An 18428-nucleotide genomic window follows, 5' to 3' on the forward strand; every position below is an offset into this window, starting at 1 on the left:
ACGGCCGCACCGTGCAACAGCTGATCTACAACGGCCCCGCCATCTGAGGCCAGCACCCCAGAGCCTCTGCCCAGCTGGGCTGACACGCCCAGATTTCCCGGCGGCAGAGGCTCAAGGCGATGCCCTTCTCGCCGTACGCCGCCTCATTGATGAACACCGGCCAGCGGGCCAGTGAGGCGGCCTCTGCGGCAGGTGCGTAGGCCAGGGTTGTTCCATCGGCTCTCCAATACAGCGGATCGCCTGGCTCCAGAGGCCGCCAATCGCGGTGCTGCAACTGCGGGTGCAACGCAGCAGCCGGGGTTCCATCGGGATGGCGGGGCAGATCGAGGCTGCTGTGATGCAGATGCACCTGAAGATGACAGGGCAGGCGCAGCGTGCTTAGAGCCGCCGCGGCCAGGGTGTCGAGAGCCGCTTCCAAGGCCAGCTGCGTTTGCCGGCAGATCGCCGCGGCCACCAAACCCTGGGGCACCGGCCCCACCTCAATCACCAACCCAACCGGCCAGCGCTCCACCAGGAACCCCGTTTGGGCCGCATCAGCCTCATGCAGATAAACCGGCAAGCCCAGCCGAGCCTGGATGCCGGCGGCCAAGGCGAGATCGGCGGGCCGGCGGCCGTACACCACCAGGGAATTGCCCATAGCGCTGGTGGTGCTGTGCAGATCGAGGGCCACCCCACAGGGCTGCTCCCCATCAGGGCCATGGGCCACCAGCAGGGCACGGGCTCGCTGCACCTCGCGTTCGGCGCGACTGGCATCCGCCAGCAACTCCGGCGTGAAGCACCGGTTGAGGTCGCGATCGAGGTAGCGGCGATTGGCTGCGAACGCATCGGGATTGCCGATCTCCAGCTGAAGATCGAGTCCTGCGGCATTCAGCAACTCCGGGCGAGCCCGCCATTGCTCGAGCAGCCAGGGGGCATTGCGCTCGTTGCCATGGGTGGCCGCTACCACCAGCACTCGGCCCTGGCCCATGCCTGTTCTCCGGCTCGTTGCTGCGCCAGCCTGGCAGCGATGCAGTGATGCCGGCGATGGCGATTCCTCCTGTCGTGGTGAGCGCCGCCCGTGCTGGCTGGAACTGGCAATGGCAACAGCTGATGCAGGGGCTTGGCCCCGCTGACAGCGATGGGAACTACCGCCGGCCCGCCGCGGCCTTCAGCGCCCTGCCGCCTCTGCCAACCAATGCCGCAGAGCCGGGCTCCCATGTGCTGATCGTGGGGCGGAGCTGCCCCTGGGCCCACCGCGCCTGGCTGGTATGGACGCTGCGGCAGTTGCAGAACAGCATCGAACTGTTGGTGGTGGAGCCCGACCCGGAAGCCGGGCGCTGGCGCTTCGGCACACCGTTTTTGGGCTGCAGCACCCTCCAGGAGCTCTATCGCCGCTCTGGGCCACCACCGACCAGCGGGCCACGGTGCCGGTGCTGGTGGAACGCAGCAGCGGCCGGGTGGTGCTGGGGGAAAGCGCCCGGCTGATCGAGCTGCTCAACCAATGGCCGGCTCCAGCCGAGGCCCCCGATCTGGCGCCAGCGGAGCTGAGCGCAGGGATCGAAGGCTGGCGGGAGCTGTTTCAAGGAGCCGTCAACGACGGGGTGTATCGCTGTGGCTTCGCTCGCAACCAGTCGGCCTACGACCGCGCCGAAAGCGAACTGTTTGCAGCACTGGAGCAAGCCGAAGCTGCCCTGGGCACGTCCGGGGCTGGGCCATGGCTGTGCGGCAACTGCCTCACCCTGGCGGATGTGCAACTCTTCCCCACCTTGATCCGCCTGGAGCTGGTGTACGCCCCGTTGTTCGGTGTGTCGCGGCGGCCCCTCTGGCAGTTGCCGGCCCTGTGGCACTGGCGCCAACGGGTGTTTGGGCTGCCTGGCGTGGCCGACACCTGCTGCGATCAGGCTTGGCGCCAGGACTACTTCGGCGCCCTATTCCCCTTGCACCCCTCCGGGATCGTGCCCGCTGGTCCGGCCCTGGCCACACTGGTGCAAGCACCGCCGCCGCCATGACCAGCTTCGAAGGGGTGTACGGGCCGTACAGCATCACGGCAGAGGACGAGCGGGAAGTGCTCAGCTACCGGCTGGCGCTGTGCGTCGCCGCCATCGCCCAAGTGGGTTTGTTGCTGCAGTGGCGCCAGCTCGGCGACGCCTGGCTCTGGCCGTGGCTGCTGCCCTTGCTGCTGGGGGTGGGCCTGGCCTTGCGCTGGATTCACATCTACCTGCGGCCCCTGCATCGGGCTCTGCAGCTCCTCTGGCTGCTGGGATGCGTGGGCTTTGCCGCCTTGGCCATCAGCGCCGGCCCAGGCGGCATGGCCGCTGCGGTAGCGGCCCATCCCGCCTGGATCTGGGCGATCGGTCCGTTCTTTGCCGCCCTGGCCGGCATCGGCTTCAAGGAGTTTTTCTGCTTCCGCCGCCCGGAAGCGATTGGGGTGACGCTGCTGCTGCCGCTGGCCCTACTCGGCGCCTTAACCGGCCTGCTGCCTCTCACCGCCACCGCCAATCTTCTTGGGCTCGAAGCCGCGCTGCTCCTGGTGCTCACCCTGCGCAAATTCCCGATGCCAGCGGCCGCCGATGTGGGCGATAAGAGTGTGTTCGCCTACTTAGAAGAGCAGCGACGAGGCAGTGGCAAGGACTCCGAGTTGACTTGATTTTCTCAAGTCAACAACCAGTTCTCAAAGTGTCACGCACCATCAGAGGTGTCGCCGAGATGCCTTGAACCGTCGTTTTTGAGTTCGTGAGGGACTTGGCGTTCGCGCCCTTCCAAACTCCTCTTCGATCGCCGCTGAGGCAAGACCTGAGATGCCTTAGGGACATTGAACCCTGCACCAGCAGTGCCTTCTTCCTCCCTCTCCTGCAAATACTGGTGATACAGGGGCAAATTCCACATCTTCAGGAGCACAGGGAACTCCACCTGGACTCCGCAATTCCTGGAATTACTTGAGGAGCACAAGAACTTGTAGGTATTCCGCGCGGGCAACCAGACCAGCAACGCCCCAGCACCACCACACAGAGGGCATTCCAACTTCCACTTAGGAATACCAGGAGACCCGACTGGCACTGGTTTCTTTAGGCAGCATTCAAATAGTCTTTGGCGATATCTTCTGTCTAAGAGGGTTTCCATATTGTCCTTTACTTACTGAACTGTTTTAGCATTTACCTTAAATTATTACAAGCACTCACTAATACCTAGAAGACTTGACAACCATAGAGATTTTATGTATAATTACCTTTGTCAGGTTTCAAGAACAAATCAGGATAGATGCAACACAAACTCTTATAAATATCTTTGTTAGGGATGGCATCAATATTGTCAATATTGAATAATATCACCTCCAGATGAGTCGCCGCAGGCGACATTGCGCGATAGCGCAATGAATAAAGATCAATTAAAATCATAAGGTGTTTTAAAGAAGATCTTAAAACCAATCGATCACAAGTACATCTAAGGAAACTCTGGACAAGCGGTGTTTGAGCGGCGGCAGCGAGCAGAAAGAGTGGTTTTGGCTGCAAATTGCCTCTGAGGCCATTTTTTGATGACCTTGGCTCACATATCCAGCCACTTTCGGCTGGTTTTGAGGCTAAATAGAGGTGTGCAGGCACACCAAGTCCCTGTTCACACTGTCGCGAGTAATTGTCGTCGGGCCTGGTACAGATTCGACAGTGCCGCAAGCACGTTGATTTTGCAGCGGTTCTTGGCCAAGCCTCGCAGCCGGGTCTTTTGAAAGCCGAACTGCTGCTTGATCACACGGAAGGGATGCTCAACCTTGGAGCGGATGTGAGCTTTGGCCGTCTCGATCAGATCCTGCACCCTCCCATCCGGGGTGTCAGGAAGAGCCCTGCGCGTGCCGGGCCGCATCGCCACTCTGAACTCCGCTGTCTTGCCAGCCATTTCTGGTCTCTTGGCGATGCCCTGGTAGCCAGCATCGCCGTACACCACCTCCTCATCTCCATGCAGTAGCTCAGCTGCCGGGGTGAGGTCGTGCACGTTGGCGGCGGTGACGACAACCGAATGGATCAGGCCTGAGTCCTTGTCAACGCCGGCGTGGACCTTCATGCCGAAGTACCACTGGTTGCCCTTTTTGGTCTGGTGCATCTCCGGATCCCGCTTCCCATCTTTGTTCTTGGTGGAGCTGGGCGCTGCGATCAAGGTGGCATCGACGATCGTGCCCTGACGCATGGTTACGCCCCGAGCGGCCAGGAGCGCTTTGACGGTGTCAAAAATCTGCTCACCCAGCCCATGCTTCTCAAGCAGATGGCGGAACGTGAGGATCGTGGTCTCGTCCGGGATCCGATCGCTGATCAGCTCGATGCCGGCAAAGCGGCGCATGGTGGGCACCTCGATCAAGGCCTCTTCCATGGCCGGATCGCTGAGGGAGTACCACTGCTGCAGCAGATGAATGCGCAGCATCGTTGCCAGCGGATAGGGAGGCCTGCCGCCTTTCTTGCTCGCCTTGGGGTAGTGCGGCTCGATCAGATCGATGAGTGCCTGCCAAGGCACCACAGCCTCCATCTCGGAGAGAAATTTCTCGCGCTTGGTGCGCTTCTTGGCCGTGGTCAGCTCATAGTCCGTGAAACCGAGCTGCTTGCCGCCCATCAACCCAGTCCTGGTCTGCGATTACAGGTTCATTTTCGCGCAGACGGGCTGGGTTTTCCAGAATTTCCTTAGTATTCGTCACCTCCCGATACCCATCATTAGCGGGGACCGGCAAAGTCTCATACTTTCCCGTCACATCATTTTTGTAAACGACTGTGCCACTAGACGTCTGCAGAACATCATTAATTTTACGGAGCTCTTCGGTGGTATATGTATCCGTGAGCTCATAGGTATCTCCAACCGAATCCGAGGCTTCAGTTGTGGCCGTTGAACCAGTACTGGAGTCCCTCCCGGAGCTCGAATTGCGACCCGAGCTTGAATTACGAGCACCCCCAGATGAGCTGCCCGAAGAAGAAGTTTTTGTGGTCTCTTTGAACTGATCAAAACTTTCACCTTGCGCCGGCAGATTCTTACCAAACGCAGCCAACAGCCTTCCCTGATCATTCACAATGAAATTACTTCCATAACGAAAGGCAAAGCTGTTGTCAATTTCAGTCGCATTATCGAGATTTACGTCAAGAATTCGCACCGTTAACGCCACTTGTCGCTGGCGCAAATCGAGTTGACGCAAGTAGTTTTCCGCGACAGACACTTGCGCAGAATCACCAATCAGAGTGATCGTTTGCAAACGAGAATCCGTCGTTCCAATTAGACCCCGCAGCGGACCAAGACCACCCCCATAGGTTTCAGTTGTTGTGATGTCTTGACGCTGGGTCTGCTGTGTGGACTGGGCGCCCGACACTTCATTCGCCAAGGGAGTGCCCTGACTCACAGAGTTGGTTATCACAGAAATGTTGGTAATCGAAGCGCCAAGGCTCGCCAAGTAATCAGCAGCAGAGCCAGCAGAAGCCTGATTCAGGCGGTACACCTTAGAAATCTGGGAACCGAATCCTTTACCAAGAACATTTGAACCCACCAAAATCGTGTTGCCATCTTTTTTACCTTGCAAACCAGCAGCAAGCAGCACACTATTCAACGCCCGGGCATAACTCTCATTCCGAAAAGCCATCGTGACCGGGCGTCCTCCTTGAGAAGGCGAGGGGGCAGCTCCACCTGAAACTGTTGTGCCGTTCTGGATCACAGGCGACTGATTAGCGGTAACCGCCGCACCGGGCTGGTCATCCACAAAAACAAATCCATATCCCCCCAACTGTGCAATCGACATCAGCGCGTCTTTAGCTGGAGCATTGCGCAACGTGAGAGTGACATTCGGCCCAGAAACATTCACATAGCTCTGATTGCGGAGCACCATGCTCCCCACAGCCATATCCCCAAGCGGTGGCGCCACGGCCCGCGGTTGCAACGGCGGCGCCACAACGGGCTGAGGCACTCGGCCGGGTTGCTGCACATTCAGGCTCGCTGTTTGCCGCAACGGACTGAGCGCGCCATTTGGGAAGGTGATCACCAGATTGCGACCATCCGCACTCACCACAGGCCTCCCTAACGATGTGCCCTGTGTGGGGACCACCTCCAAGGCGTAATCGCTGCCACTGCCCTGCAAGCTCACCGTTTGCAGGCCCGCATCCGGGAGGGTGATGCGTTGGGGTCCGAGCCGCAACCCGCTCGGGGCACTGATCCGCAGGTCACCTCGCCAAGCATCGCCATCGCGGCTTTGTTGCAGCACAGGTGCGGCACCCGTGCCTTCCACCACCAACTCCACCCCATCTGCCGTGCGCCGCAACGTGAGCGCAACGGCACCGCCAGTGCTCGGAGCACTGGTGACAGCAGTGGAAGGATCAGCCCCGCGTGGAGCTGCCAAGAGGGGAGCAACCGTTGAGGCCGTGGCCATCACGGCCAAAACCAAGCCACAACGCAGCTTCACGCTCTCGATCCCACCGTTTTGGGCGGATGGTATCGGCTAACACCAGGCCAGACCAGGCTTCAGGGCTGTTTGTTGGCTGGTTCCGCCTCGCTGTACAGGCTCAGATTGAGACGGAGCTGGGTGGTGTTGGCACCCGCTTCACCAGGCTTGGCGGCTTCCTTGGTTTCATGTTTGAGGTTTAGATCGCTCTGCACCACCAGCAGGCTGAGCTGTTCGAGGCTGCGCAGGAACGCCAGGAGCTGCGGGCCTGTGCCCCTAGCAGTGAGCAACAGCGAGGTTTTCTGCAGGCCTGGAGCCAACAGCGGATCAGCCGGGGGCGCTGGAGTCTTGTCTTTCGCGGACTTGGTTTTGGTCGCTTTTGGATCAGCCGGCGGCGCCTGGGTCACAACCGGTTCATAGCCATCGAGCGCCACACCGGTGCGCTGGGCTTCAGCGCTCAGCTGCGCCAAAAACGTGGTGATCTCGCCGCTACCCGCAATCAACCCCACGATGGAGGCATTGCGCTGCTCGGCCTCTTTCACCGAATCCTGCAATTTGAGCAGCTGCGCCCGCAGCAGCGGCAGCCGTTGGCGCTGCTCCTCCAGTTGCTCCAGCTCCTGTTGATCGATCAGCAACCGCTGCCAACTCGGCCACACCCCTAAAGCCGCGACACCAGCGCTCAGCAGCAACCCAGCCACCACAGGCCCCCCCAGCAACAACCACTCGCGTTTGAAACGCGGCGTGACCGACGTGGGTTGGAAGTTGGTCATGGCAGCACCCCTGCGCGCTCCAAGATCTGCAGCCGTTTGGCCAGACCTTCGGCCCCCAGCGACTGGAGCAGCCGCAACTGCTGGGACGCTGGCAGCGTGGCGAAGGCCGCCGTGAGATCCCAATCCACCGGGGCCGCCGGCTTGCTCGCCTCACGGCTGAGCTTCACCACCTTCACGCTCTTGGGCTGAAACAAAGGAGATTCAGCCAACAAAAGGCTCAGGCCATTCACCCGGCGAAACGCCTGCGGATCAGCCGCCACTCCCTTGAGTTTCAAGCTGCCTGCCTGCACCTGCACATCGGTGAGTTGCACCCCCTGCGGTGTGATCTGCGTGAGCTGAGCCAAAAGGGCCGAGCCCGACGACACCGCCACTAGCCCCTTTGCCAGCCCCTCGTTGCTGCGCTGGATCGTGCTCAGCCGGCGCCGCTGAGCGAGTGCCTGACCCTCCAGCGCCTGCACCTGAACGGGGATTCCGCGTAATCCCGCCAACTGCTCATTGAGCTGCGCTTGCCGCCAGAGCAGCCCACCCCAAATCCCGAAAACAGCTGCCAAGACACCTCCACCCAAGGCCACGCCGCGGACCAGCAAGCTGCGGGCCGGCTGAAGCGGCTCGGCCGCCGGTGGCAGCCCCCGCTCCAATCGGCGCTGCCGCAGTAGATCCCAGTCGCGCTCCAACCAAGCAGGCCTGTTCATCAGCGCCGCTCTCCCTCAACCAAACCCCACAGGGCCATCGGCGCATCACCTGGCTCCATTCCCTGCAGCGGACAGGACATCCAGGTCTTCCATTCCTCCACCGAGGCCGGATCGCTGCTTGCGGCACCGCACAACAAACCCCTCGTGGGCTGATAGCGATGCAACCAAGCCTGGATGACCGCTTCCAGCTGGGCTGGCTCCGCCAAGGGCGGCCAACGCCACTCGCCCAGGGGCAGCCCTTGATCGAACGCCAGCACCCAGGTGTGTTGCTCCTCCAGCTGGAGCACCACCTCCAGCCCTCCCTGCAAACACGGCTGCACCGCCCGCCAAAGACAGATCGGTAATGGCTCCAGGGCATCAAGCACCAGGCCGGCCTGGCTGAACACCTCAATCCAACCCTCCAGCACCCCCCGCTGAGCCGCCACTAACAGGGATCGCGGAGTCGCGGCGGTCAACGGCTCCAGCACCAGATCAGCGTCATGCAAATCCCAGGGGAGCTGGAGCTCATCCTGTTGCTGGCGCACCAGCAGTTCAGGCTGCTCTGGCCACTGCCCATCGGGCCACTCCACCACCCGCCAGGCGTTGGCTGCCCGCGGCAACACGGCCTTCACATGCGCACCGGGATAGCCGCGCTCAATCAACCAATCCCCCAGCAGATCACCCAAGGCCTCCACCGCCGCGGGTGCACCGTTCTCACACGCGCCCTCTGGCAGCGGCACCCGCTCCTGCCACACCAGGCGATCGCCCTCCAACACCATCGCCGCGAGCACCTGGTCCTCCAGCTGGAGGTAGACCCTGCGGGGAAACAGCCAGCTCTGCAGCGGCGCTAGACGATCTTGGACGCCCGCAAGCACCACCGCAGCTCAGCTGCCCACTGCCCGCAAGCTACCGCCAGGGCACCCCACTGCCCACGGCCTCGCTGATGCTGCGGAAGCCATGGCGATCGAGCTGCTGCACCAACCCCTCCAGGATCGAAGGCACCAGTTGCGGCCCCTCGTAAATCCAGCCGGTGTAGAGCTGCACCAGCGATGCGCCAGCGCTGATTCGCTCCCAGGCCGATTCAGGGGAATCGATCCCGCCCACGCCAATCAGGGGCAAGCCAGGACCCGCCACCGCCCGCAGGCGGCGCAGCACCTCCAGGGCACGGGCGCGCAGCGGGGCCCCGCTGAGTCCACCGGCTTCCTCAGCCAGGGTGCGGCCGGTCTGGGCGATGCGGCGCTGCTCGAGGCCGAGGCGGTTGAGGCTGGTGTTCACCGCGATCACGCCGGCGAGGCCCTCTTCGTAGGCCAGGCGGGCGATGGCATCGATCGCTTCATCCTCGAGATCCGGGGCGATCTTCACCAGCAGTGGCGGGCAGGCGGGCAGCCGCCGCAGGCGCTCCACCAGGCGACGCAGCTGGGCATCGTCCTGCAGCTCCCGCAGCCCGGGGGTATTGGGGGAGCTCACGTTGATCACGGCGTAATCCGCCAGGGGCGCCAGCAGCTCCAGGGAGGAGGCGTAATCGTCGGGCGCCTGCTCGAGGGGGGTGACCTTCGATTTGCCCAGGTTGATCCCCAACACTGCGGGGCGCTGGCCCACCGGCGGCAGGCTTTGACGCTCCAAGGTGCGGCGGGCCGCCAGGGCGCCGCTGTTGTTGAAACCCATGCGATTGAGGGCCGCCCGTTCCGCCGCCAAGCGGAACAAGCGCGGCTTGGGATTCCCCGTCTGGGCGTGCCAGGTGATCGTGCCCACCTCGGCAAAGCCGAACCCAAACAGGTGCCAGATGCCGGCGGCCACGGCGTTTTTGTCAAAGCCAGCGGCCAAGCCCACCGGGTTGCGGAACCGGCAGCCGAACAGGGTTTGTTCGAGGCGCAGATCGCGCACTTCAAGCTCGGCGCCGAGCCCCGCCAGGCTGCCGCTCACCAGCGGCCAGTTGCGGCGCAACGAAGCCTGGCCAAGGGCCTGCAGCGTCAGCTGGCTGAGCTGCTCGGCATCGGCGCCTTCATCGCGGCTGAGCAGCGGCCCCACAAAGCGTTGATACAGAGCCCCGGTGCCGAGTTCAGCCATCCCGTTGTTGCTCCGTTACACCCGATCCTGACGCGTCCCGGGCCAGACGCCAGCGTCCGTCGTCGCTGGGCTGCACGATCCAGTCGCGCCAGCGCCACGGTTCGCTGCGGTTTTCCAGCTTTTTGAGCGGTTGTTCCACCAGCTGAGCCAGCTCCAGCAGGCTCAGGCCATAGCCGCCTTCGGCAAGGCGATCAGCGAGCTCGAAGCGGGTGAGCAGCTGCTGCAAGGCCGGCGGAGCCAGATCGGGCTCGGGTTCGGGCTCGCTCACCATCAGGCCGCCGTCATCGCCATCAGCCAGCTGGGGGTGCTGGCCTTTGGAAAACGCCACGGCAATCGCATCGCAACGGTCGTTGTCGGGATCGCCGCTATGCCCTTTCACATAGGTGAACGGCAGACCACTCACCCGGGCCGCATCGAGGGACTCCCACAGATCGCGGTTGAGCACCGGGCTGCCGGAGGCGGTGCGCCAGCCCTTGCGCTTCCAACCGTTGATCCACTTGCTGAAGCCGTCGATCAGATATTTCGAATCGGTGCGGATCGTGAGGTTGGGATCACGCGGCAGCACCGCCAGCTTCTCCAGCAGCGTCAGCGCCGCCGTGAGCTCCATGCGGTTGTTGGTGGTGTTGGGTTCAAAGCCCCCAAACTCCTGCACCGAACCATCGCTGAAGCGCAGCAAACAACCCCAACCGCCAGGGCCCGGGTTGCCGCTGCAGGCTCCATCACAGGCGGCCGCTACCACCACTGGCTGATCGGGCACTGGGCTCTTCCCTCCGGGTCCGGTACAACACTCTCCTGGACTGTGTGCGCCGAAGAGATGCCGATGCAGCGAACCTACCTGGCCCTCCTGGGGCTCACCGCCGCTGCCGCAGCCCCTACGGCCTGGGCAGCCAGCGTGTTCAGCAGCCAGCCCCTCGACCAGGCGCGCTTTGCCGTGCTCGCCCAGCCCGTGGGCCGCAGCGATTGGAAACTGCTCGTGCTGGAGCAGATCAAGCCCGAGCCGCTCTGCTGGGAGAAGCGCTCCGATGGCTTGGTTGATCCCAGCCTCAACCGCTTCGATTTCAGCGGGATCTGCAGCCGCTACCTCGACAGCAACGGCTACTCGCTGCGGGTGGGCAACGAGGATCTGGCCAGCCGTTATCGGCTGCGACTGGAGCAGCAGGGCAACAGCGTGGCGCTCCTCGCCATGACCCCCAGCCAGCCCACCGAACTGCTGGTGGGGCGCGGCTCCCTACGCCAACGCGACCGCAACGCCTTTGTGGCGATCGATCTGGAACCGGGCTGGAGCCTGGAACGGCGTGCCTATGGCAGCCAGACCCTCAGCCACGTGTATTTCGCCAATGGCACCCCCCTCAGCCAACTGATCGCCAAGGCCAACCGCAGCGGAGCCGATCGCACACCCGCCACCGCGGCTGCACCGATGAAGCCCCTCAAACCGCTGCCCCCCCAGCCGGGCAGCGGTCCGATCGCCCTGCAGGTGATCCCCTACAAGCCCTAGGCCAGCTGAGGCAGCGGTCCACTCCCCCTCGACCCGGTTTTCCTCCTGCCGTATGTTTCTCTTGTGTGAGGAGTGCGGAACACCACTTCCGGGGTCGAAACGAGGACAGACTCCCAGAAGCGTTCCGAACTCAAAGCCCTGCCTTCGGCGGGGCTTTTTTGTTGGCTGACGCCTGTGGCGCTCAGCAGCCACAAAAAAGCCGGCCCCGAAGAGCCGGCAGAGATGAAGCGGTGTGGCCCGACAAGCGGGCCACGGGCGCGATCACTTGAGAGCGACCTTGCCGCCGGCCTCTTCGATGGCCTTCTTCATGGCCTCGGCATCAGCCTTAGAAGCACCTTCCTTGACGGCGCAAGGGGCACCTTCCACCAGAGCCTTGGCTTCGCCCAGGCCCAGGCCGGTGGCTTCGCGCACGGCCTTCAGCACTTTGATCTTGGCAGCAGCGTCGAAGCTTTCGAGAACGACGTCGAACTCGGTCTTCTCTTCAGCAGCCTCAGCAGCACCGCCAGCGGCGGGAGCGGCCATCACAACGCCAGCAGAAGCGGCGGCGGACACACCGAAAGCCTCTTCAATCTGCTTGACGAGCTCGGAAGCTTCAAGCAGAGAGAGCGACTTCAGTTGCTCGAGAATTTGGTCGGTAGTAGCAGACATGGTTGGGAATCAGCAACAGATCTGTGTGAACAGTCGGAGCGGAGAGCTCAGCAGAGCAGGCCTCAGTTGGCCGTGCCCTCGCCGTCGGCGTGCTGCTTGAGCGCGCGGGCAAGACCGGAGGGAACTTCGTTGATGCCCACAGCCACCTTGGTGGCCACAGCGTTGATCGCACCAGCGATCTGCGCCATGAGCACCTCCTTGGAGGGCAGATCCCCAATCGCCTTGATCTCGGATTGCGAGAGGAGCTTGCCTTCGAAAAGACCGCCCTTCGTTTCCGATTTCTTGGTGTCCTTCTGGAAAGCCTGAACGGCCTTCACGGCACCACCCACGTCGCCCTTAACGAGCACGAAGGCGTTGGTACCGGTGAGGAGGGAATCAAGTTCCGACCAAGCGCTGTTGCCATCAATGGCACGGCGCATCAAGGTGTTTTTGGTCACCTTGCACACACCGTTGCTGGCCTGCAGACGGGTCCGCAGGTCAGACATCTCCTTGATGGACAGGCCCTTGTAATCAAGAACCAGCGCCATTTCGGCCTCACCGAGGAGCTGCTTGAGCTCTTCGACGATCTGTTGCTTGTTCTCCAGCGTGCGGCCCATGGGAAACGGAACGGATCGGGGGAACAAGCCGGGTACGCAGCCCCAGTGCGGTTGCACTCGAGGGGCTGCGGCTTGCATTCCCCCGGCAGCGAACCACCAGGGCAAAACCAGTCGCGTGCACCTCGGCAGGATTTACGGCTTGCGGCAGCGAAGCACCGAAGTGATCGCTGGCCTTGGGCAGACCTGCTGTCTTGGGTAGGGCGCGTGCCCTTCTGGCGTTAGCCAGCTTGTCAACATACAACAAAGCCCCCGCCGGGGCGGAGGCAAAGGGGCTGGAGTACCCAGCCAGCAGAAGCTGAAGCTCAGCCTTCCTGCTTGATGTCCTGCAGCGCAGACACATCCACTTCCACCGAGGGGCCCATGGTGGAGGTGATATGAAGGCTCTTCCAGTAACGACCCTTGGCACCGCTGGGCTTGTTGCGGTCGATGGTCTCTTGGAGGGCCTTGAGGTTGTCGAGCAGCTTGGCGGCGTCGAAGCTGGCCTTACCGAAACGCACGTGCACGATGCCGGTGCGGTCGGCGCGGAACTCGAGCTTGCCGGCCTTGAACTCGTTGATGGCGGAGGCCAGATCGGTGGTCACGGTGCCGGCCTTGGGGTTCGGCATCAGACCGCGGGGACCGAGCACACGGCCCAGCTTGGCCACCTTGGGCATCATGTCCGGGGTAGCGATCAGCAGGTCGAACTCCATCTCGCCCTTGGCGATGGTTTCAACCAGATCGTCGTCACCGGCCAGGTCGGCGCCGGCGGCCTTGGCCTCGGCCACCTTTTCACCACGGGCGATCACGGCAATGCGGATGCTCTGGCCGGTGCCGTGAGGCAGCGCCACGGTGGTGCGCAGCTGCTGGTCGGTGTACTTGGGGTCGATGCCGAGGCGGGCGTGGGCCTCAACGGTCTCGTCGAACTTGGCGGTGGCGTTGGCCTTCACCAGTTCCACCGCTTCCTGCGGGGAGTAGGTGCGGGTCTCAACCTTGCCGAAGGCGGCGGAATAACGCTTGGAAACTTTGGGCATGTCAGGCGTGGGGTGCAGGCGAGCCCAAGGGCTCTCCCCCGATAAGGGACAAGAAATGGAGAGGGATCAGGGTTGGGCCGAGGCCCGCTGATCTCAGTCCTTCACGGCGACGCCCATGTTGCGGGCAGTGCCTTCGATGATGCGCATGGCCGACTCAACGCTGGTGCAGTTGAGGTCGGGCAGCTTGGTCTTGGCGATCTCTTCGAGCTGTGCGCGGCTGATAGCGCCCACGGAGCCCTTGGAGGAGGTGGCGGCACCCTTCTCAATCCCGGCTGCTTTGGTGATCAGCACGGAAGCGGGAGGGGTCTTGGTGATGAAGGTGAAACTGCGGTCTTCGAAAACCGAGATTTCAACCGGGATCACATAGCCAGCCTTGTCCTGCGTCCGAGCGTTGTACTCCTTGCAGAACGCCATGATGTTGACGCCGTGCTGACCGAGGGCAGGACCCACCGGCGGCGCGGGGTTGGCTTTGCCGGCTTGGAGGGCCAGCTTGATCACAGCTACAACTTTTTTTGCCATCGTCCTGGCGGCTTGAGCAATCTGCGGATCCGCGACCCTAGGGCAGCGGGTGCGGCGGATCCCGTTGACCGGGACCCAACCTGTGGCCGCCCTCCGCAGGGAGACGGCCGCACCGGCATCAGCTCTGTTTGCTGATCTGGGAGAACTCGAGTTCCACCGGGGTTTCCCGGCCGAAGATCGAGAGCAGGGCCTTGAGCTTGTTGCGCTCGCCCGACACTTCGATCACCTCGCCCTGGAAGTCCTTGAACGGACCAGCCGTCACGAGGATCTGATCGCCCTCGGTGAGGTCGACCTTCACCACAGGCTTCTTCTCGGCGGCGCGCTTGAAGATGCGATCCACCTCCGAGCGGCTCAGGGGACGGGGCTTGATATGACCGCGGGCCTTACCGGTGGCGCGGCGATCTTCAGCGCCCACGAAGTTGATCACGTTCGGGGTGCTACGCACCGCCATCATCGTGTCCTCATCCAGCACCATGCGCACGAGCACATAGCCGGGGAACACCTTCTCTTCGGTGCTGGTGCGGCTGCCGTCTTTTTTGAGCTTCACCGCCGGGGTCTGGGGGATCTCGATCTCGAGGATGCGGTTGTCCACGCCCAGGGTCACGGCGCGCTGCTCGAGCGTGGCCTTCACCTTCTTTTCGCAGCTTGAGGCCACCTGCACGGCATACCAGCGGGCGATCGGCGCACGGCCTTCGGCGGCGGGGGCGGCAGCGGGCTCCGCCGTATCCACCAGCTCGGGAACGGCCAGATCTTCTGTGCTCAGATCGCTCAGATCAACGTCGGACACGGGCAGCGGCAAAAGGGAAGGAGAAATCAGCGGAACACCTGGGCGTTGACCCAGCTGTAGAAGCGGTCGATGGCGGCGATGGCAAAGGCCGAGAGGGTCACCATCAGAATCACGGCCACCGATTCAGCAAACAGCTGCTGGCGGCTGGGCCACACCACCTTGCGCAGCTCGGCCACCGTGCTGCCCACGAAGCCGGTGGCGGCTGGAGGGGTATCAGCAGAGGGCCCGGGGGCTGGCGGATTGGGCTGTGGCTCAGTCGGGGTTTCCACCGCGGTGTCCAGAAGGTGTTCGCAGAGCGAGGGCGCGCTCTGTTGCGCAAACAGCCACCCTACCGGACGTAATCAAACCGGCTGGCTGATCGGGCTGAAGCGCAGCTGCCCCTCCGCCTCCTGCAGGCTCACCTGCACGGCAGCCGCACCGAGGAAACGCTCCTCGAGCAGCTCCGTGGCCAGTGGGTTTTCGATGCGGCGGCGCAGCAGCCGGCGCAAGGGCCGCGCCCCGTATTCCGGTTCGTAGCCCTGCTGGGCCAACCAGGGCACCACCGGAGGCTCCACCTGCAGCTCCAGCCCCTGCTCCCGCAGCAAGGCGGCCAACTCCGCCAGCTGCAGGTGCACGATGCGCTGCAACTGCTCGGGGCCGAGGGGCTGGAAGCGGATCACCTCATCAATGCGGTTGAGAAATTCCGGGCGGAACTGGCTGGCCAGGGCCTGCTCCACCTGCTGCTCCAGTTGGGCCGGATCACCGCCGCTGCGGGCTTGATCGAGGATCGCGCGGCTGGCGAGGTTGCTGGTCATCACCACCACGGTGTGGCGGAAATCCACGGTGCGGCCCTGGGAATCGGTGAGGCGCCCATCGTCGAGCACCTGTAGCAGCACGTTGAACACATCCGGGTGGGCCTTCTCCACCTCATCGAGCAGCAGCACCGCATAGGGGCGGCGGCGCACGGCTTCGGTGAGCTGGCCCCCTTCCTCGTAGCCCACATAGCCCGGGGGAGCACCGAGCAACCGGGCCACGGCGTTGCGCTCCATGAACTCGCTCATGTCGAGCCGCACCAACGCCTCCTCCTCATCGAAGAGAGCCGCGGCCAGGGCCTTGGCCAGCTCGGTTTTGCCCACGCCGGTGGGGCCCAGGAACAGGAACGAACCCACCGGCCGGCGCGGATCCTTCATGCCCGCACGCGCGCGGCGAATCGCTGCCGCCACGGCCGCCACCGGCTCCTGCTGGCCGATCACCCGCTCCGCCAGCCGCTGCTCGAGCTCCAACAACTTCTGGCGCTCACCCGCCATCAGCCGTTGCACCGGGATGCCAGTCCAACGGGCCACCACATCCGCGATGTCGCCCTCTTCCACCTGCTCCCGCAGCAACGATTGGCCGGATTGCTGCTGCTCCTGAAGCTGCGCCTCCAACTCACTGCGGCGCTGCTGCACGCCGTGGAGCTGGTCGTATTGGAGCCGGGCCGCTTCCTCCAGATCGCCATCACGCTCGGCTTCGGCGATCTGCAGCCGCAGGCTTTCGTCGTCGGCCAGGAGCTGCCGGAGCTCAGCGAGCTCCTCGCGCTCCCCCTGCCAGCGCTGCTGCAGTTCTTGCAAACCTGCATTGGCCAAACGACGCTGCTCCTGCAGGGCCACCCGCTCCGCCTCTGGCGCGCTCTCCGCTGAGAGGAGCGCTAGCTCCACCCGGCGCAGCTCTGCTTCGGCCTCCTCCACCAGCCGCGGCTTGGAGGTGACCTCCATGCGCAGCTGGGCAGCGGCCTCGTCAATCAGATCGATGGCGGAATCCGGCAGGCAGCGATCGGCGATGTAGCGATCCGCCAGCCGCGCCGCAGCCACCACCGCGCCATCGGTGATCGCTACGCCATGGTGCAGCTCGTAGCGCTCTTTCAAGCCCCGCAAAATCAAGGTGCTGTCGTCGAGCCCCGGCTCCTTGATCAGCACCTGCTGGAAACGGCGGTTGAGGGCCGGATCCTTTTCCACCGTGCGGCTGTACTCCTCAGGCGTGGTGGCACCGATGCAGCGCAGGTCACCGCGGGCTAGGGCCGGTTTGAGGATGCTGCCGGCATCGCTGCTGGAGCGCTCCGGCCCCACCACGTTGTGGAGCTCGTCGATAAACAAGATCACCCCGCCTTCACCGGCGCTCTCGGCCTCGCGCACCTCCTTGAGAACACTGCGCAGGCGCTCTTCGAATTGACCGCGGAACTTGGCTCCGGCGATCAATGCACCCAGATCGAGGCTGATCAGGCGCTGACCTTTAAGGGCATCAGGCACCTCGCCGGCCACGATCCGCTGGGCCAGAAGCTCAGCAATCGCGGTTTTGCCCACACCGGGCTCACCGATCAGCACGGGATTGTTTTTGCCGCGGCGGGAGAGCACCTGCATCAGCCGGCGGATTTCGGTGTCGCGGCCGATCACCGGATCCAGCTCACCGGCGCGCGCCGCCGCTGTGAGATCACGCCCGAACTGATCGAGCGCGCTGGGCTCCTGCTCGAGGGTGAGCTCCGGCGCCGGCGGCGAGGGCTCAGCAGCCCGGCTGGGAGCCGAGGGGGCTGGTGCGCGATCGATCCAGCTGTCGCGATCGCTCGGCGGGGCGGGCCGGGGCTCAGGAGCGCGGCGCACAGGCTCCTCCGGTGGCGGGGCGGCGCGCTCGGGTCGTTGCTGACGCCGCAGCAGGTCTTCACTGAGGCCTTGATCGGCTAGCAGCCGCCGCCCGAGGCGGGGTTCATCCAGCAGGGCCAACAGGATCTGAGGAATGTCGATCAGGCGCGCACCGGCGGCCTGACGGCAGCGCTCCGCACTGTCGAGCAACTCCTCCAGGGCCTCACCGATGTAAAGCTCGCGGCCCGAGCTGGTGGGCTGCTCCGCGCAGACGTCGTCGAGCTGATCGAGCAGGGCCTCGGAATCCAAGGGCAGGGGATCGATCCAGCTGGCGTAGCGCGCGTCGCTGAACAGCACCTGCAGCAGGTGCTCCACATCCATATCGCCATGGCGCCAACGGCGGGCCTGCTCCTGGCTGGCCAGCAGCAGATCCCAGGCGGCATCGCTGAAGCGATCCGGTTCAGCGGTGAGGGTGTCAGGCCGCATGGGCGCGGGAGCTCAGCTCGATCAGTTCCACCTTGTAGCCGTCGGGATCTTCCACAAACGCGATCACCGTGCTGCCGTTCTTCATCGGGCCCGGCTCCCGCACCACACGGCCGCCCTTCGCGCGGATCTGATCGCAGACGCCCACGATGTCGTCCACGCCAAGGGCGATGTGGCCATAGCCCGTGCCGATCTCGTAGCTGCTGGTGTCCCAGTTGTGGGTGAGTTCGAGCACCGTGGTGTCGCTCTCCTCGCCATAGCCCACAAAAGCGAGGGTGAAGCGACCGCCGGGATAGTCCTTGCGGCGCAGCAGGCGCATGCCGAGCACCTCTGTATAGAAGGTGATCGAGCGCTCCAGGTCGCCGACCCGCAGCATTGTGTGGAGCAAGCGCATGGAAGCCGCATCAGCCAGGCGCAT

At 63.6% G+C, this 18428-nt stretch carries 18 protein-coding genes and 1 pseudogene; 3 read left to right on the forward strand and 16 right to left on the reverse strand.

The genetic code is table 11. The annotated features are described in order from the left end of the window. Positions 1-25 precede the first annotated feature (25 nt). On the reverse strand, positions 26-967 hold the full coding sequence (locus CB0101_RS07260; protein WP_010311169.1) for an aspartoacylase: 942 nt from the start codon (positions 965-967) through the stop codon (positions 26-28). Positions 968-1023: 56 nt separating this feature from the next. Here CB0101_RS07260 and CB0101_RS07265 point away from each other — a divergent pair. Beyond that, positions 1024-1988: pseudogene (locus tag CB0101_RS07265) on the forward strand (glutathione S-transferase C-terminal domain-containing protein). Continuing rightward, positions 1985-2626 (forward strand): DUF2301 domain-containing membrane protein, encoded by a 642-nt coding sequence (locus CB0101_RS07270; protein WP_010311173.1) that lies wholly within the window; start codon positions 1985-1987, stop codon positions 2624-2626. The pseudogene CB0101_RS07265 and the gene CB0101_RS07270 overlap by 4 nt, the downstream one beginning before the upstream one ends. A gap of 965 nt (positions 2627-3591) precedes the next feature. On the opposite strand, the gene CB0101_RS07275 is transcribed toward CB0101_RS07270, so the two are convergent. The 7 genes from CB0101_RS07275 to CB0101_RS07305 are packed head-to-tail and all read right to left on the reverse strand — an operon-like array spanning position 3592 to position 10638. Next, the gene (locus tag CB0101_RS07275) at positions 3592-4572 is read right to left on the reverse strand and encodes an IS5 family transposase (protein WP_136643901.1); all 981 of its coding nucleotides are present in this window, start codon (positions 4570-4572) and stop codon (positions 3592-3594) included. Continuing rightward, the gene (locus CB0101_RS07280; protein ID WP_136644033.1) at positions 4538-6394 is read right to left on the reverse strand and encodes a hypothetical protein; all 1857 of its coding nucleotides are present in this window, start codon (positions 6392-6394) and stop codon (positions 4538-4540) included. The genes CB0101_RS07275 and CB0101_RS07280 overlap by 35 nt, the downstream gene beginning before the upstream one ends. A 59-nt stretch (positions 6395-6453) precedes the next feature. Beyond that, on the reverse strand, positions 6454-7143 hold the full coding sequence (locus tag CB0101_RS07285; RefSeq protein WP_010305400.1) for a hypothetical protein: 690 nt from the start codon (positions 7141-7143) through the stop codon (positions 6454-6456). Continuing rightward, complete coding sequence (locus tag CB0101_RS07290) at positions 7140-7835, reverse strand: PilN domain-containing protein (protein ID WP_043717163.1); 696 nt, start codon at positions 7833-7835, stop codon at positions 7140-7142. The genes CB0101_RS07285 and CB0101_RS07290 overlap by 4 nt, the downstream gene beginning before the upstream one ends. Beyond that, positions 7835-8689 (reverse strand): hypothetical protein, encoded by an 855-nt coding sequence (locus CB0101_RS07295; protein WP_136644034.1) that lies wholly within the window; start codon positions 8687-8689, stop codon positions 7835-7837. Before CB0101_RS07295 ends, CB0101_RS07290 begins: the two co-directional genes overlap by 1 nt. 31 nt (positions 8690-8720) lie before the next feature. Further along, complete coding sequence (locus CB0101_RS07300; RefSeq protein WP_010305411.1) at positions 8721-9881, reverse strand: quinone-dependent dihydroorotate dehydrogenase; 1161 nt, start codon at positions 9879-9881, stop codon at positions 8721-8723. Beyond that, entirely contained in the window at positions 9874-10638 is a 765-nt protein-coding gene (locus tag CB0101_RS07305; protein WP_010305414.1) for a ribonuclease H, read from the reverse strand. Before CB0101_RS07305 ends, CB0101_RS07300 begins: the two co-directional genes overlap by 8 nt. 63 nt (positions 10639-10701) lie before the next feature. Here CB0101_RS07305 and CB0101_RS07310 point away from each other — a divergent pair, with 63 nt between their 5' ends. After that, a complete protein-coding gene (locus CB0101_RS07310; RefSeq protein WP_010305418.1) occupies positions 10702-11376 on the forward strand; it encodes a DUF3747 domain-containing protein in 675 nt (224 codons plus the stop codon). A gap of 261 nt (positions 11377-11637) precedes the next feature. Here the strand turns inward: CB0101_RS07310 and rplL are convergent, their stop codons facing one another. The 8 genes from rplL to gloA form a co-directional block, all read right to left on the reverse strand. Continuing rightward, positions 11638-12024 carry a 50S ribosomal protein L7/L12 gene (gene rplL, locus CB0101_RS07315; RefSeq protein WP_010305422.1) on the reverse strand — a complete coding sequence of 129 codons (387 nt, stop codon included), beginning with the start codon at positions 12022-12024 and terminating at the stop codon, positions 11638-11640. Between the two features lie 62 nt (positions 12025-12086). Beyond that, on the reverse strand, positions 12087-12620 hold the full coding sequence (rplJ, locus tag CB0101_RS07320; protein WP_010305426.1) for a 50S ribosomal protein L10: 534 nt from the start codon (positions 12618-12620) through the stop codon (positions 12087-12089). Positions 12621-12922: 302 nt separating this feature from the next. Continuing rightward, positions 12923-13630, reverse strand: coding sequence for a 50S ribosomal protein L1 (gene rplA / locus CB0101_RS07325; protein ID WP_010305430.1), 708 nt, complete (start codon positions 13628-13630; stop codon positions 12923-12925). Between the two features lie 93 nt (positions 13631-13723). Next, positions 13724-14149: a 50S ribosomal protein L11 gene (gene rplK, locus CB0101_RS07330; RefSeq protein WP_010305434.1), complete on the reverse strand. Its 426-nt coding sequence runs from the start codon at positions 14147-14149 to the stop codon at positions 13724-13726. A 118-nt stretch (positions 14150-14267) separates the two neighbouring features. After that, complete coding sequence (gene nusG / locus CB0101_RS07335) at positions 14268-14882, reverse strand: transcription termination/antitermination protein NusG (protein WP_371413627.1); 615 nt, start codon at positions 14880-14882, stop codon at positions 14268-14270. A gap of 80 nt (positions 14883-14962) precedes the next feature. Next, positions 14963-15205, reverse strand: a complete 243-nt coding sequence (gene secE / locus CB0101_RS07340; protein ID WP_050778747.1) for a preprotein translocase subunit SecE — start codon at positions 15203-15205, stop codon at positions 14963-14965. Positions 15206-15277: 72 nt separating this feature from the next. Continuing rightward, positions 15278-18013: an ATP-dependent Clp protease ATP-binding subunit gene (locus CB0101_RS07345; protein ID WP_010305446.1), complete on the reverse strand. Its 2736-nt coding sequence runs from the start codon at positions 18011-18013 to the stop codon at positions 15278-15280. After that, positions 18003-18404 carry a lactoylglutathione lyase gene (gloA, locus tag CB0101_RS07350; protein ID WP_010305452.1) on the reverse strand — a complete coding sequence of 134 codons (402 nt, stop codon included), beginning with the start codon at positions 18402-18404 and terminating at the stop codon, positions 18003-18005. Before gloA ends, CB0101_RS07345 begins: the two co-directional genes overlap by 11 nt. Positions 18405-18428 lie beyond the last annotated feature (24 nt).

Origin of the sequence: Synechococcus sp. CB0101 (assembly GCF_000179235.2) — a bacterium.
Classification (GTDB): domain Bacteria; phylum Cyanobacteriota; class Cyanobacteriia; order PCC-6307; family Cyanobiaceae; genus Vulcanococcus.

Coding starts and splice junctions, on each gene's coding strand:
- CB0101_RS07260 (WP_010311169.1), bottom strand. CDS start 967: ATGGGCCAGGGCCGAGTGCTGGTGGTAGCGGCCACCCATGGCAACGAG.
- CB0101_RS07270 (WP_010311173.1), top strand. CDS start 1,985: ATGACCAGCTTCGAAGGGGTGTACGGGCCGTACAGCATCACGGCAGAG.
- CB0101_RS07275 (WP_136643901.1), bottom strand. CDS start 4,572: ATGGGCGGCAAGCAGCTCGGTTTCACGGACTATGAGCTGACCACGGCC.
- CB0101_RS07285 (WP_010305400.1), bottom strand. CDS start 7,143: ATGACCAACTTCCAACCCACGTCGGTCACGCCGCGTTTCAAACGCGAG.
- CB0101_RS07290 (WP_043717163.1), bottom strand. CDS start 7,835: ATGAACAGGCCTGCTTGGTTGGAGCGCGACTGGGATCTACTGCGGCAG.
- CB0101_RS07300 (WP_010305411.1), bottom strand. CDS start 9,881: ATGGCTGAACTCGGCACCGGGGCTCTGTATCAACGCTTTGTGGGGCCG.
- CB0101_RS07310 (WP_010305418.1), top strand. CDS start 10,702: ATGCAGCGAACCTACCTGGCCCTCCTGGGGCTCACCGCCGCTGCCGCA.
- rplL (WP_010305422.1), bottom strand. CDS start 12,024: ATGTCTGCTACTACCGACCAAATTCTCGAGCAACTGAAGTCGCTCTCT.
- rplJ (WP_010305426.1), bottom strand. CDS start 12,620: ATGGGCCGCACGCTGGAGAACAAGCAACAGATCGTCGAAGAGCTCAAG.
- rplA (WP_010305430.1), bottom strand. CDS start 13,630: ATGCCCAAAGTTTCCAAGCGTTATTCCGCCGCCTTCGGCAAGGTTGAG.
- rplK (WP_010305434.1), bottom strand. CDS start 14,149: ATGGCAAAAAAAGTTGTAGCTGTGATCAAGCTGGCCCTCCAAGCCGGC.
- CB0101_RS07345 (WP_010305446.1), bottom strand. CDS start 18,013: ATGCGGCCTGACACCCTCACCGCTGAACCGGATCGCTTCAGCGATGCC.
- gloA (WP_010305452.1), bottom strand. CDS start 18,404: ATGCGCTTGCTCCACACAATGCTGCGGGTCGGCGACCTGGAGCGCTCG.